The 12,232-nt window shown below is 49.3% G+C and carries 15 protein-coding genes and 1 pseudogene; 11 read left to right on the forward strand and 5 right to left on the reverse strand.

The window, feature by feature from the left end; all coding sequences use genetic code 11:
• Window positions 1-52: 52 nt before the first annotated feature.
• On the forward strand, window positions 53-1,303 hold the full coding sequence (gene icd, locus FDX14_RS12195) for an NADP-dependent isocitrate dehydrogenase (RefSeq protein ID WP_042308974.1): 1,251 nt from the start codon (window positions 53-55) through the stop codon (window positions 1,301-1,303).
• A gap of 101 nt (window positions 1,304-1,404) precedes the next feature.
• Here icd and FDX14_RS25425 read toward each other — a convergent pair.
• Window positions 1,405-1,560, reverse strand: a pseudogene (locus FDX14_RS25425) (integrase); the annotation flags it as partial.
• A 38-nt stretch (window positions 1,561-1,598) separates the two neighbouring features.
• Between FDX14_RS25425 and FDX14_RS12205 the strand changes: the two are divergent.
• From FDX14_RS12205 to FDX14_RS12250, 10 genes are all read left to right on the forward strand, one after another.
• Window positions 1,599-2,327, forward strand: coding sequence for a MerR family transcriptional regulator (locus tag FDX14_RS12205; RefSeq protein ID WP_042308973.1), 729 nt, complete (start codon window positions 1,599-1,601; stop codon window positions 2,325-2,327).
• Between the two features lie 204 nt (window positions 2,328-2,531).
• Complete coding sequence (locus FDX14_RS12210) at window positions 2,532-2,966, forward strand: nuclear transport factor 2 family protein (RefSeq protein ID WP_137349608.1); 435 nt, start codon at window positions 2,532-2,534, stop codon at window positions 2,964-2,966.
• Window positions 2,963-3,682 carry an SDR family NAD(P)-dependent oxidoreductase gene (locus FDX14_RS12215; RefSeq protein ID WP_042308971.1) on the forward strand — a complete coding sequence of 240 codons (720 nt, stop codon included), beginning with the start codon at window positions 2,963-2,965 and terminating at the stop codon, window positions 3,680-3,682. The genes FDX14_RS12210 and FDX14_RS12215 overlap by 4 nt, the downstream gene beginning before the upstream one ends.
• Window positions 3,679-4,935, forward strand: a complete 1,257-nt coding sequence (locus FDX14_RS12220; protein ID WP_042308970.1) for an NAD(P)/FAD-dependent oxidoreductase — start codon at window positions 3,679-3,681, stop codon at window positions 4,933-4,935. The genes FDX14_RS12215 and FDX14_RS12220 overlap by 4 nt, the downstream gene beginning before the upstream one ends.
• Window position 4,936: 1 nt before the next feature.
• Window positions 4,937-5,659, forward strand: coding sequence for a DUF1365 domain-containing protein (locus FDX14_RS12225; RefSeq protein WP_137349609.1), 723 nt, complete (start codon window positions 4,937-4,939; stop codon window positions 5,657-5,659).
• On the forward strand, window positions 5,656-6,876 hold the full coding sequence (locus FDX14_RS12230) for an SAM-dependent methyltransferase (protein WP_042308967.1): 1,221 nt from the start codon (window positions 5,656-5,658) through the stop codon (window positions 6,874-6,876). The genes FDX14_RS12225 and FDX14_RS12230 overlap by 4 nt, the downstream gene beginning before the upstream one ends.
• A complete protein-coding gene (locus FDX14_RS12235) occupies window positions 6,873-7,355 on the forward strand; it encodes a DUF2878 domain-containing protein (RefSeq protein WP_042308966.1) in 483 nt (160 codons plus the stop codon). The genes FDX14_RS12230 and FDX14_RS12235 overlap by 4 nt, the downstream gene beginning before the upstream one ends.
• A complete protein-coding gene (locus tag FDX14_RS12240; RefSeq protein WP_137349610.1) occupies window positions 7,355-7,882 on the forward strand; it encodes a hypothetical protein in 528 nt (175 codons plus the stop codon). Before FDX14_RS12235 ends, FDX14_RS12240 begins: the two co-directional genes overlap by 1 nt.
• Window positions 7,879-8,409, forward strand: coding sequence for a DUF3833 domain-containing protein (locus FDX14_RS12245; protein ID WP_042308962.1), 531 nt, complete (start codon window positions 7,879-7,881; stop codon window positions 8,407-8,409). The genes FDX14_RS12240 and FDX14_RS12245 overlap by 4 nt, the downstream gene beginning before the upstream one ends.
• 13 nt (window positions 8,410-8,422) lie before the next feature.
• On the forward strand, window positions 8,423-9,382 hold the full coding sequence (locus FDX14_RS12250; protein ID WP_137349611.1) for a YbgA family protein: 960 nt from the start codon (window positions 8,423-8,425) through the stop codon (window positions 9,380-9,382).
• A gap of 130 nt (window positions 9,383-9,512) precedes the next feature.
• Here the strand turns inward: FDX14_RS12250 and yibB are convergent, their stop codons facing one another.
• The 4 genes from yibB to FDX14_RS12270 all read right to left on the reverse strand — a co-directional run bounded on the left by yibB (window position 9,513) and on the right by FDX14_RS12270 (window position 12,175).
• Window positions 9,513-10,370, reverse strand: coding sequence for a protein YibB (gene yibB / locus FDX14_RS12255; RefSeq protein WP_137349612.1), 858 nt, complete (start codon window positions 10,368-10,370; stop codon window positions 9,513-9,515).
• A 400-nt stretch (window positions 10,371-10,770) separates the two neighbouring features.
• Entirely contained in the window at window positions 10,771-11,013 is a 243-nt protein-coding gene (locus FDX14_RS12260; RefSeq protein ID WP_061381500.1) for a DinI-like family protein, read from the reverse strand.
• Window positions 11,014-11,213: 200 nt separating this feature from the next.
• Window positions 11,214-11,753, reverse strand: a complete 540-nt coding sequence (locus FDX14_RS12265; RefSeq protein WP_042308955.1) for a cytochrome b — start codon at window positions 11,751-11,753, stop codon at window positions 11,214-11,216.
• 149 nt (window positions 11,754-11,902) lie between these two features.
• The gene (locus FDX14_RS12270; protein ID WP_042308953.1) at window positions 11,903-12,175 is read right to left on the reverse strand and encodes a hypothetical protein; all 273 of its coding nucleotides are present in this window, start codon (window positions 12,173-12,175) and stop codon (window positions 11,903-11,905) included.
• Window positions 12,176-12,232 lie beyond the last annotated feature (57 nt).

Raw genomic sequence — 12,232 nt, forward strand, 5'->3', positions numbered from 1 at the left:
CATGCAGCGCGATGACAGACGAGCAAACCAGAAGCGCTCGAAGGAGAGGTGAATGGAAAGCAAAGTAGTTGTTCCGGCGGAAGGTAAGAAGATCACCCTGCAAAACGGCAAACTCAACGTTCCTGAAAATCCGATTATCCCGTTCATTGAAGGCGACGGTATCGGCGTTGATGTAACCCCACCGATGATCAAAGTTGTCGATGCTGCTGTCGAGAAAGCCTATAAAGGCGAGCGTAAAATCTCCTGGATGGAAATCTACACCGGCGAGAAATCCACTCAGGTTTATGGCCAGGACGTCTGGCTGCCTGCTGAAACTCTTGATCTGATTCGTGAATATCGTGTTGCCATCAAAGGTCCACTGACCACGCCAGTTGGCGGCGGTATTCGCTCTCTGAACGTTGCTCTGCGTCAGGAACTTGACCTGTATGTCTGCCTGCGCCCGGTGCGTTATTACCAGGGTACGCCAAGCCCGGTTAAACACCCTGAACTGACCGACATGGTTATCTTCCGTGAAAACTCCGAAGATATCTATGCGGGTATCGAGTGGAAAGCAGACTCCGCAGATGCTGAGAAAGTGATTAAATTCCTGCGTGAAGAAATGGGCGTGAAGAAAATTCGCTTCCCGGAACATTGTGGTATTGGTATCAAACCGTGTTCTGAAGAAGGGACCAAGCGTCTGGTTCGTGCGGCGATCGAATATGCCATCGCGAACGATCGTGATTCTGTTACCCTGGTACATAAAGGTAACATCATGAAGTTCACTGAAGGCGCGTTCAAAGACTGGGGTTACCAGTTAGCGCGTGAAGAATTCGGTGGTGAATTGATTGATGGCGGCCCGTGGGTGAAAATCAAGAACCCGAAATCCGGCAAAGAAATCGTGGTTAAGGACGTTATCGCCGATGCGTTCCTGCAACAGATCCTGCTGCGTCCTGCTGAGTACGATGTGATTGCTTGTATGAACCTGAACGGCGACTACATCTCTGATGCGTTGGCAGCACAGGTGGGGGGTATTGGTATCGCGCCAGGCGCGAACATCGGTGACGAATGTGCGCTGTTCGAAGCGACCCATGGTACTGCACCGAAGTACGCAGGCCAGGATAAAGTGAACCCTGGCTCTATCATTCTGTCTGCAGAAATGATGCTGCGCCACATGGGTTGGGTCGAAGCGGCTGACCTGATCGTTAAAGGTATGGAAGGCGCGATTAACGCCAAGACCGTAACCTATGACTTCGAACGTCTGATGGACGGCGCTAAACTGCTGAAATGTTCAGAGTTTGGTGACGCGATCATCGAAAACATGTAATCCAGATTTTGGGTTGTATGAGAACGGGAGCCGAGAGGTTCCCGTTTTTTTGTGCCTGCAACATTGTTTCCCCAAAATGCTTCCCCAAAAACCAGGCGTGCTCACCCCGTTTTTACTTCGACAACTGTCCAATCCTTACCCCTGTCGTCGTGATATTTGTCTGTCATTTTTCTTGATTTATGTTCCAATAATTTGTGGATATCAATCCCTTGTGCTTTATATCTTCTTTCTGAAAGTGATTGTTGCTCGTGGTTCGTAGTATATTGAAAGTATTATTGGTTATTAGGTGCTCTGTATGTCCTATTCCATCGGTGAATTTGCGAGGCTTTGTGGAATAACCGCCACAACGCTGCGCGCCTGGCAACGTCGTTATGGACTTCTCAAACCACAACGTACGGATGGTGGGCACCGGTTGTATAGCGATGACGATATCCAACAGGCGCTTAAAATTCTCGATTGGGTGAAAAAAGGCGTACCGATAAGCCAGGTTAAACCGTTGCTGTCCCGCCCTGGTGCCCGGCGAACGAATAACTGGCTCGCTCTGCAAGAGAGTATGCTGCAGCGCTTGAACGAAGGGAAAATAGACTCTCTGCGCCAGCTTATTTATGATGCCGGTCGCGAATATCCCCGCCCTGAACTGGTGAGCGAGGTGCTGCGCCCTCTGCGAAGCCAGGTATCAGCTAACGTGCCTGCTATCATGACGCTGCGTGAAATCCTTGATGGTATTATTATTTCTTACACCTCGTTTTGCCTGGAAGGGGATAAGCGTGCGCCGGGCGATAACTACCTGATTACAGGCTGGCATCTTACCGACCCCTGCGAGATCTGGCTTGAAGCGCTTGGTCGCACTGGACAGGGACATCGTATTGATGTGCTTCCTGTACCGCCCGCGATGCTTGCGCCTGAAATTTTCCCCGAACGCAAATGGCTGTTGGTGACGTCCGGCAAACTCACCGTAGCGCGCAAAAAACAGATAGACCTCTGGCAACAGCAGGTCAACTCCCTCGAAGTGATCCCGCTTTAATTCTCTGTTATTACCTTTCTTGTGTGTTGATTGGCCACTACCTTAGTGGCTTACGAATAAATTTCCTCAAAAATATTAAATTTTAATTTATTGAATTAAATGAATTTATAATTATTTTTTAGTATAAACTTGGACAAATTAAAGTGTTTGTGTAAGTTTTAATTATACCGCCTACGTAATGTGGTTCACACAAGGGTAAGAGCTATGCGCGCACCGCCATCCGTTATCGACAGGTTTGTGGATTACTACGCCAATTTGGATCGCCAGCCCGTCCCCGCGCTTGCCGGTTTGTACGACGTGCACGCGGTACTTGTCGATCCCTTCGGGGAACATAATGGGCTGTTTGCCATTCAGCGCTATTTCTCGCATCTCCTGGCGAATGTGAATGCCTGCCGTTTTGCCATTGACCCTCCACTGTGTGAGACCGGGCGGTTTGCTGTGACGTGGACAATGTACTGGTCGCATCCGCGTATTGCTGGCGGAAAAATACGATCTTTGCCGGGATGTTCAATGGTCGAGACACATGGCGAGAAGATTTTTCGCCAGCGTGATTATTACGATGCCGGTGAGATGCTCTATGAGCATCTGCCGCTGTTGGGTTGGGCCGTTCGCCACGTTAAAAGGAAGGTGCGCGCATGATGACTGTCCTCATTACTGGCGCAAGTTCAGGGATTGGCGCCGGGCTTGCAAAATCATGGGCCGATGACGGCTGTCACGTGATTGCCTGTGGCCGCAATCCCGAAAGGCTGGAACAACTGCGCCAATCCCACGCCAACATCACAGTACGCCTGTTCGATATGACAGACAGGGACGCCTGTCGCCAGGCGTTGGCGGACTGCAAACCCGAACTGGTTATTCTTTGTGCCGGAACTTGCGAATATCTCGACCACGGCTGGATAGATGCAGGGAAGGTTGAACGGGTGATGGCGGCGAATTATCAGGGCCCCATCAACTGCCTGGCAGCGCTTCAGCCGCAGTTAACTTCCGGTAACCGTGTGGTGCTGGTCAGTTCGATGGCGCACTGGCTGCCGTTCCCACGGGCGGAAGCCTATGGTGCGTCTAAAGCCGCGCTAACCTGGTTTGCCAATAGTTTGCGTCTGGACTGGGAGCCAAAAGGTATTGCCGTGACCGTCGTTTCGCCAGGATTTGTTGATACCCCGCTTACCCGTAAAAACGATTTTCCTATGCCCGGGCAGGTGAGTGTAAAGCAGGCGGTGAAGGCTATTCGTCGTGGCCTGGCGAAAGGAAAAAATAGTATTGCCTTCCCGACAGGTTTTGGCGTGTTGCTGCGTCTGTTGGCCGTGCTGCCTGAGAGTCTCCAGCGCACGTTGCTGCGCAGGATGGTGCGTTCATGAAAATTGCTATCATTGGCAGTGGTATTGCCGGATTAACCTGCGCCTGGCGTCTGGCCGGACATCATCAGGTGACGCTTTTTGAAGCGGCGTCGACCCCTGGCGGCCATACTGCGACGGTAGATATAGCGACTCCACAGGGGAATTTCGCGATTGATAGCGGCTTTATCGTCTACAACGACCGAACTTATCCGCGTTTTATGGGCTTGCTGAGTGAACTCGGTATCCAGGGGCAAAAAACGCAGATGAGTTTTTCGGTGCATAATACGCAAAGCGGTATGGAGTACAGCGGTCATACTCTGACTTCCTTGTTCGCCCAACGTCAGAACCTGCTCAAACCCGCATTTTGGGGAATGATGAAAGAGATTGTCCGTTTTAATCGTCTGGCTAAACGGGCATTGAATGATGTCGATGCCAACGCCACGCTACAGACCTTCCTCGACCAGCACCATTTCAGCGCGTTCTTTGCGCGTCATTATATTCTGCCGATGGGCGCAGCCATCTGGTCATCTTCGCTACAGGAAATGCGCCGTTTTCCGTTGCCGTTGTTCTTACGCTTCTTTGAACACCACGGCCTGCTGGATATCTGGCATCGTCCGCAGTGGTACGTGGTCCCAGGCGGATCGCGCGAGTACATTCGCGTTATGCTGGCGAAGCTGGGTGAGCGTCTGGCATTGCACCTCAATGCGCCTGTTCAGCAGGTCATTCGTCACGACAGCGGCGTCAAAATCCAGTTGGCAGGATCAGTACAGACGTTTGATCAGGTGATCTTCGCTTGTCATTCTTCGCAGGCTCTGGTCGTGCTTGGTGATGCCACCACCGCAGAACTCGACGTGCTGGGCGCAATTAGCTGGCAGCGTAACGAGGTCGTTTTGCACAGCGATCGCCGCTGGTTACCGGTACGCGAACGCGCGTGGGCAAGCTGGAATTACCGCCTGAGTGGGCAAGATCGCGCCAGCGCCTGTGTCACCTATAACATGAATATTCTCCAGGGATTACCCGAAGGAAGCCCGCTATTCTGCGTGACCCTCAACCCGGACACCCCTATTGACGAGCGATTCGTCTTGCGACGCTTTGTCTACGAGCACCCATTGTTTAATCCCGACAGCTGGCGCGCGCAGGCGCGCCGCACTGAGATCAACGGCCTGCGTCGGACCTGGTTCTGCGGGGCTTATTGGTACAACGGCTTTCATGAGGATGGCGTGCGCAGCGCGCTCGATGTAGTACACGGCATTGCCGCAGGAGAGGGGGGCTAAGATGAACAGCTGCCTGTACCACGGTGTTTTGCGCCATCGCCGCCTCCAGCCAGCAACACACCAGTTTAGTTATCAGGTGTTTATGGCGTGGCTCGATTTAGATGAACTCGCACAGCTTTCGGGCGTAGGCGTGAAACGTAATCGCTTCGCCGCGACAGCTTTTCATGATGCGGATTACCCTCTGGGGACACCGTTAAGAGAGAGCGTGTTGAATAAGCTTGCCTGCCTGACGGGCGAACATCCCGGGGGGCGTGTAATGCTTCTGACACAGCTGCGCTATTTCGGTTTTCATTTTAACCCGGTCAATTTTTACTACTGCTATGACCGTTCACAGCGTCTGCGCTGGGTACTGGCGGAAGTCCGCAATACGCCATGGAATGAGCGACATTACTACGCTGTAGACGCACAGGAAAAGCGTCCGTTGGAAAAAGCGTTCCATGTATCGCCGTTTAACCCGATGGATATGGTCTATCACTGGCGATTTAACCCGCCGGGTAAAACGCTGCATATGCATATCGAAAACCACCAGGCAGAGAAGATTTTTGATGCCAGCCTGATGCTCAAACGCGAGCCGTTGACGCAGGCGAGTTTACGCGCGTTGCTGCTACGACTGCCGTTAATGACGCTGAAAACGGTGTTAGCGATTTACTGGCAGGCGCTACGACTGTGGCTTAAGCGAGTTCCTCTCTACAACCATCCCGTCAGCAGGAGTGAACGATCATGACCGATCCCGTCTTTGCGCTTGAACCTGATGTTCCGCGCAACCTGCGTGTGGCGCGTTGGCTTATTTTCCGCATGCTGAGCGGCCTTCGCCAGGGTTCTGTCACGATGCGGGAAGGGGAGCAGACCTTACATTTTGGTGATGTTTCAGCTGAATTACGCGCTGAAGTACATATTCTCTCGCCCACGGTGTACTGGCGGGTGCTGAAAGGCGGAAGTCTTGCGGCGGCTGAGGCCTGGATGGACGGAGAGTGGGAAACGCAACAGCTCACGCCGTTACTGCAAATATTTGCGCTTAACAGCACCCTACTGGGACGCCTGGAAAGCGGTTTTCGCCTGCTTGGCCGACCCGCCGAGCGTTTGCGTCACTGGAAGCGTCGCAACCATCGGCAACAAGCAAAAGAAAACATTGCCGCGCATTACGATCTCGGTAATGCATTTTATGCGTACTTTCTTGATGAGGATTTACTCTATTCCAGCGCCTTATTCACCTGCCCCGAGCAGTCTTTAGCGCAGGCTCAGCAGGCCAAAATGGCGCGGCTTTGCGAGCAACTGGCACTGACCGCGAATGACCACCTGCTGGAGATTGGTACTGGTTGGGGGGCTATGGCGGAATACGCCGCACGCCATTACGGTTGCCGTGTAACCACCACGACCCTGTCTCAGGAACAGTTTGCCTGGGCGAAAGCGCGGATTGCCCGCGCAGGTTTACAGGAGAGAGTCAACGTCCTGCTGTGCGACTACCGCGACCTGACCGGGGAATTCGACAAACTGGTGTCGGTCGAAATGATCGAAGCGGTTGGTCAGCGTTATCTGCCGACGTTTTTCCGTACCTGCCAGGCGCGACTGCGTCGTGGGGGAAAACTGGCGATTCAGGCCATTACCATTCAGGATCAGCGCTATCGCGAATACAGCAAAGGCGTTGATTTTATTCAGCGCTATATCTTTCCAGGGGGCTTTTTACCCAGTATCACCGCGATGAGCGGCCTGATGACAAAGCATACTGACTTTGTGGTTCGTAATCTGTTCGATATGGGGCCCGACTACGCCCGGACGCTTGCGCACTGGCGACAAGGATTTGTTCACGCCTGGCATGACATTGAAAAACTGGGATTTGATGAGCGTTTTCGCCGTATGTGGCTGTACTACTTCGGCTACTGCGAAGCCGGTTTTAACGCCCGCACGATCAGCGTGGTGCAACTGACGGCGGAACGTCCATGAACCGCCATTTACAGGTCTTTATCCTGGCTGTCGGGTTCGATCTGTACTGGCTCATGGTGGTGTTATTTCGTGAGCGCGGCCTGGCGTTATGGCTTGGGCTGGCTATTCTGGCCTGCTTCTTGCTGCCGTCTGCGCAACGTCTGTACGCGTTAATGATGGCAGCGGTGGGTAGTGGTCTGGATGCGCTGTGGGCGTTGACGGGGTTGATTAATTTTCACGGCGAAGCATTGTTGCCGTTATGGATGGTTGCGCTTTGGCTCATGTTCGCTGTCCTGTGGACGCACCTCACCTGCTCGACTACCTTGCCGGGATGGCTGCTGGCCATAATGGCCACCGGTGGTGGGCCGATCGCCTATGTGATAGGAGAGCGTTTGGGGGCCATTACTTTTCTGGAACCAACATTTATTGTTGTTGGCTTAATGGCGGCGGGCTGGCTGGTGTTGATGCTGTTTTTTCATATTTTCATGGGGAAACACTAATGAAACCTGCCCTATTGATACTGCTGGGCGTCATGGCGACGGCGCCTTTTGCCGGTGCCGCTGACTGGTTAAGCTGGCGGAAAGTCGGCGATGCGACGCTCTCCTGGGGACCATTCACGATCTATACCTCACAACTGCGCACGCCGGATGGGAGCTATCGCGGGCTGAAAGAGGATCAAGCACTGATTATCACCTATCAGCGCAATATTGAACGGCAAGAACTGGTTAATGCCACCCGCGATCAGTGGCGAGCGCAGGGTATTCTCGAGCGGGAAGCGCAGAGTGAGTCCTGGCTTCGCATGTTGAGTGAGATATGGCCAGACGTCGCGCCAGGTACGCAACTGGCTTTTGTATTGCAAGATAAGCAGGGGAAGTTTTGGTATCGCGCTTCAGCGGTTCAAAGGCACTTTATCCCGCTTGGCCCACCGCAGTCGGCGGCGTTCAGCGAAAACTTTCTCTCTGTCTGGCTGGGTTCCCGCACGCAATATCCTGAGCTGCGTCAGCAGCTTACTGGAGGTGAAAAATGAAACGTTTATTGGCCCTGAGCCTGCCCTTGCTGATGCAGGTGGCTGGTTGTAGCGCTGAAATTGCCGACTATCGGCAACAGCAGCCGACGCTGGATATCTTTCAGTATTTTCAGGGAGAAACGCAAGCATGGGGGATGATTCAGGACCGCAGCGGTAAACAGCTTCGTCGCTTCCATGTCGATATTAACGGCGATGTGGTGGGAGACACATTGACCCTCAACGAACGCTTTGTGTACGACGATGGAGAGAAACAGCAGCGGGTATGGCATATCCGTAAAGTTAGCGCCGATCGTTACGAAGGTACTGCCGGTGACATTGAAGGCGTGGCGAAGGGGCAAGCAGCGGGCAACGCGTTCAACTGGCATTACAGCATGAATGTGAAAGCCAGCGGCAGAACCTGGTTGCTGAATTTTGACGACTGGATGTACATGCAGGATGCTAACCATCTGTTTAATAAAACGGAGATGAAGAAATTTGGCCTCACCGTCGGTACGGTGACGCTTTTCTTCTCCCGTAAAACGCGATAGTGAGGAAGAGGTCATGAAAATGCAACCCATCGTTGGGATCAGCGGCTGTTTAACGGGATCTGCCGTCCGCTTTGACGGCGGGCATAAACGGGCAGAATTTGCGATGGAGAAACTAGCCCAGTGGGTGACTTTCCAGCCTGTTTGCCCGGAGATGGCGATAGGTTTGCCTGTCCCTCGGCCAGCGCTGCGCCTGGTGCAAACGACTGTCGGGGATATTCGCATGCGTTTTAGTCACGCACCTCACGAAGACGTGACCGACGAAATGGCTGACTTCTGCCAGCGGTATCTGGCAGGGCTGGACACACTGTCCGGTTTTATCGTCTGTGCAAAATCCCCCAGTTGTGGCATGGAACGTGTGCGCTTATATGACGATAAAGGCAATCGCGGGCGTAAAGACGGGGTGGGACTGTTTACCGCCGCGCTGATGGAGAAATATCCGTGGCTACCGGTAGAAGAAGACGGGCGGCTGCACGATCCGGTCCTACGCGAAAACTTCGTCGAAAGGGTTTTCGCCCTACATGAGCTCAATATGCTGCGCAAAAATGGCCTGACGCGGCGGGCTCTACTGGATTTTCATAGCCGTTATAAATTGCAATTGCTGGCTCACCATCAGGCCGGATATAGGCAAATTGGCCCATTTGTCGCATCACTGCATGAATGGGAGGATCTGGAGGCTTTCTTTGCGGTTTACCGGGATAATTTAATGACAATTCTGAAGAAACCCGCCTCACGTAAAAACCACACAAACGTGCTTATGCACATTCAGGGGTACTTCCATAATCAATTAACAATGCGTCAGCGCGGCGAGTTGCGCGAGGTGATCCTTCATTACCGCGCAGGACTACTGCCCATCCTGGCCCCGGTGACGTTGCTGAAACATTATCTGGCGGAATACCCGGACGATTATCTGCTGACGCAGAATTACTTTGATCCCTACCCGCAAGAATTAGCATTGCGACTGACTGTTAATTGATCATGACTGATAAACAGAACCGAGCAGAGTGATAATTTATGTAGTGTTCGAAACCTTTAATTACCGCTCTTCGCTCATAGTAGACGTCAGCTTTACCTTTATCGGTATTGTGTATGTCTACAATTTAATCTTATTTCCCGATAAGTGTTACTTTTAACCTTCGTGAAAAAGAACTAAAATCATTCTTGCCATACAGTTTAAAAAAATTAAACCATCGATTCTTACCGAGATGATTTAGTTTGATTAATTGAGGTTTATAATGGTAGCACATTATAAAAATACCCTGGTCATCATCAACAATATTGTTTCTAAGCGTTTTTATTTGGCACTGGCAAACCAATTCATAAAATTCCTTCCATTTGTTTTTTGTTGCAACAATTGCACCGCCAATAATATAAGAACGATTATTAATCATGTGGTCGAAAACCTGATGAAGCGTTTTGACAGTCAACCCTTTTTTTACCGTAAATAAGTTGACTTTGTTTACATCAAATGGATAATTCCATTGGGATAAACCATTTATGACTTCTGCATTACGACAGTAACCAAAGTCAACCCATGCAACCATATTATTATTAACAAGGTTTAACGCTATTGCCTTATTTACGAAGTATGATTTTAGATTGCAAACGAATACGTAGTTTGAGGACCAGTATTCTGGGTTTATTAGTTGGCGAGTTTCAAGTTTATTTCTAAATTCATCATCTTTCTGAATCTGTGAAATTTTATTTTTAATATGTTGGAATTTATTATTGATATCTAAAGAGATTACAACAGTTCGCTTACCATTTCTAATTTTTTCTATTTTTGGTTTAAGATCACTAGATGTAAATATGACCATCTCATTATCTAATTCAGACAGATTTTTAAAATACTCAATGTAAGTATCAGATGTTCTCTCTAAATGAGGAGAGAAACCTTTATCACTCGTCCAATTTCCTCGTCCTATATCGAAAAACGCTGTAACGATGGTAATAGATGTATTCATTTATATGCAGCCCATTTTCTTTATTTATCAAAAAACTACCAAAGTATTAGTAATAAATTTACATAGTTTTTTATATTTCGATATTCTATCAGTATTAACATGGGGCGGAAAGCATAATGTGATATTTGAAATGATAAACAACAGGCTGTACCTATGGCTCCTGGGAATTATAAGTTGTAATTGTTTATTATTTTATGTGATATAATACACCATGATACTATTTCTTCTTGGTTTATTTTGCGGTATCTGGAGTAATTAAGCTACAGAAGCAAAGATACCCGGACTGGACAAATGATATGTGCTCAGTGATGAGTGTTGCTGCGACTGCGTCGTATGCCAGAACATAACGGCGGGTAGCCGACAATCTTTCAAGGATTTAAGTCGCAGCAAATTAGAGTAATTAATCTGAGACCAGCCACATATCGGCTTCTTCAAACATTTCCTGAACAGTGCGACTAATCTGTTCTTTCTCGTGCTTACTGGCATCAGTGTTTATTGCTGGTAGGGTCAGCATCGGTTTAACCCGGACATCAGCATCTGGAAAGATCTGGTGCACTCTCTTTCTCAATTCGCCCAAAATGATCTCTTTTGCACCGAGCAGCCCATCAAAATTCCTTTTGTCATAAACGAGTTCCACGAACATTGCCACTTGCCTTTATCTGTATGGATATACAGTGTTTATACTGTGTTTTTATCTGATATACAAGGGGGACCGTCAATATGAATTGACGTCCCCCGGGGATGATTATGTTATGAGGGGATAGAAAGAAACATAAGCATTATAGTGAATAACAAATAAACTAATGCTTTCTACGTTTTTTAGTGCCTATGTTTCTAATCTCATCATTTCAGATGTTTATGTTCAGGCATCATTCTTAAAAGTGTATTGTCCTTCTGTATGGCGTGATGAAATAATGCCGCGCCAGCATGGGCTGCAATCAAGAAATAGCCTACATTTGCCAGAGTTTCATGAATAGCTTTCACGACGGCTTTTATTTCATCATTGCTATGAACGAAAGAGGGGATGTTTAAACCTAGAAAAAACCAACTCTTTCCACCGTAAGCCATCGTCAAGACACCTAATAACGGTAGCGCCAGAAAAGAGACATAGAGCATGATATGCATTAATTTGGCTGATATCCTCTGCCACTGGGGGGGCGTAGGTGTGATAGCTGGATCTTCATACTTATGTTTGAGAATTAAACGTATTATCATTAAACACCAGACAAATACCCCTGTATTATAGTGTGTTTCTTTCATCAACAGATAGGAGGCACTGCCTTTGGGAAACCAACCGCGAAATTCCATTGTGGCATAGGTTATCGCGATTAACACCAGAGTTAGCCAGTGCAAGTGAATCTGAAGTCTTGAGAATCTGCTCATTGTTTTTCCTCGAATGATGCGCCACCGCAACCGTATCGTATTGAGCTTAACAAATCCTTATATTCATTAAGAGATTAGGATTTTGTTATTTCTATTTCGGGTAAAACGATCGCATAGTTGATAGGGGATCATTGCGAGTTTGTCAGGATTCAATTTTTCGACGAAATTTTGTACGGGAAAACGTGTAGAGCATTGGCTGCAATGGGGTAAACGCCGAGGCTTTCAGTTCTGGCCTTGATTTCCTCAAATGGGAGGGAAGGAGATGGTTCCCGTCCTCCCCAGAGATTGATCCCTTCCGGGATGTCATCTCTGCCGTATTCCTCGGCGATCTCAATCGTTTTGCCATTATTCAATTCGATGACAACGCTTTTTCCATCAATGGGGATCAGATTTCCGTCATTGTCAGTAATAAAGATTTTCATTTGCTCTCCTCCTGATTATGCCTTCTCATCATAGCAAATTAAATGTGGGGCAATACT

The organism is Citrobacter sp. wls710 (assembly GCF_005281115.1).
GTDB lineage: Bacteria > Pseudomonadota > Gammaproteobacteria > Enterobacterales > Enterobacteriaceae > Citrobacter > Citrobacter werkmanii.

What these genes read in the sequence shown, in the direction of transcription:
- FDX14_RS12230 (WP_042308967.1), top strand. Translation starts at nt 5,656, where the DNA reads ATGACCGATCCCGTCTTTGCGCTTGAACCTGATGTTCCGCGCAACCTG.
- FDX14_RS12270 (WP_042308953.1), bottom strand. Translation starts at nt 12,175, where the DNA reads ATGAAAATCTTTATTACTGACAATGACGGAAATCTGATCCCCATTGAT.
- icd (WP_042308974.1), top strand. Translation starts at nt 53, where the DNA reads ATGGAAAGCAAAGTAGTTGTTCCGGCGGAAGGTAAGAAGATCACCCTG.
- FDX14_RS12215 (WP_042308971.1), top strand. Translation starts at nt 2,963, where the DNA reads ATGATGACTGTCCTCATTACTGGCGCAAGTTCAGGGATTGGCGCCGGG.
- FDX14_RS12210 (WP_137349608.1), top strand. Translation starts at nt 2,532, where the DNA reads ATGCGCGCACCGCCATCCGTTATCGACAGGTTTGTGGATTACTACGCC.
- FDX14_RS12265 (WP_042308955.1), bottom strand. Translation starts at nt 11,753, where the DNA reads ATGAGCAGATTCTCAAGACTTCAGATTCACTTGCACTGGCTAACTCTG.
- FDX14_RS12225 (WP_137349609.1), top strand. Translation starts at nt 4,937, where the DNA reads ATGAACAGCTGCCTGTACCACGGTGTTTTGCGCCATCGCCGCCTCCAG.
- FDX14_RS12250 (WP_137349611.1), top strand. Translation starts at nt 8,423, where the DNA reads ATGAAAATGCAACCCATCGTTGGGATCAGCGGCTGTTTAACGGGATCT.
- FDX14_RS12220 (WP_042308970.1), top strand. Translation starts at nt 3,679, where the DNA reads ATGAAAATTGCTATCATTGGCAGTGGTATTGCCGGATTAACCTGCGCC.
- FDX14_RS12245 (WP_042308962.1), top strand. Translation starts at nt 7,879, where the DNA reads ATGAAACGTTTATTGGCCCTGAGCCTGCCCTTGCTGATGCAGGTGGCT.
- FDX14_RS12260 (WP_061381500.1), bottom strand. Translation starts at nt 11,013, where the DNA reads ATGTTCGTGGAACTCGTTTATGACAAAAGGAATTTTGATGGGCTGCTC.
- FDX14_RS12235 (WP_042308966.1), top strand. Translation starts at nt 6,873, where the DNA reads ATGAACCGCCATTTACAGGTCTTTATCCTGGCTGTCGGGTTCGATCTG.
- yibB (WP_137349612.1), bottom strand. Translation starts at nt 10,370, where the DNA reads ATGAATACATCTATTACCATCGTTACAGCGTTTTTCGATATAGGACGA.
- FDX14_RS12240 (WP_137349610.1), top strand. Translation starts at nt 7,355, where the DNA reads ATGAAACCTGCCCTATTGATACTGCTGGGCGTCATGGCGACGGCGCCT.
- FDX14_RS12205 (WP_042308973.1), top strand. Translation starts at nt 1,599, where the DNA reads ATGTCCTATTCCATCGGTGAATTTGCGAGGCTTTGTGGAATAACCGCC.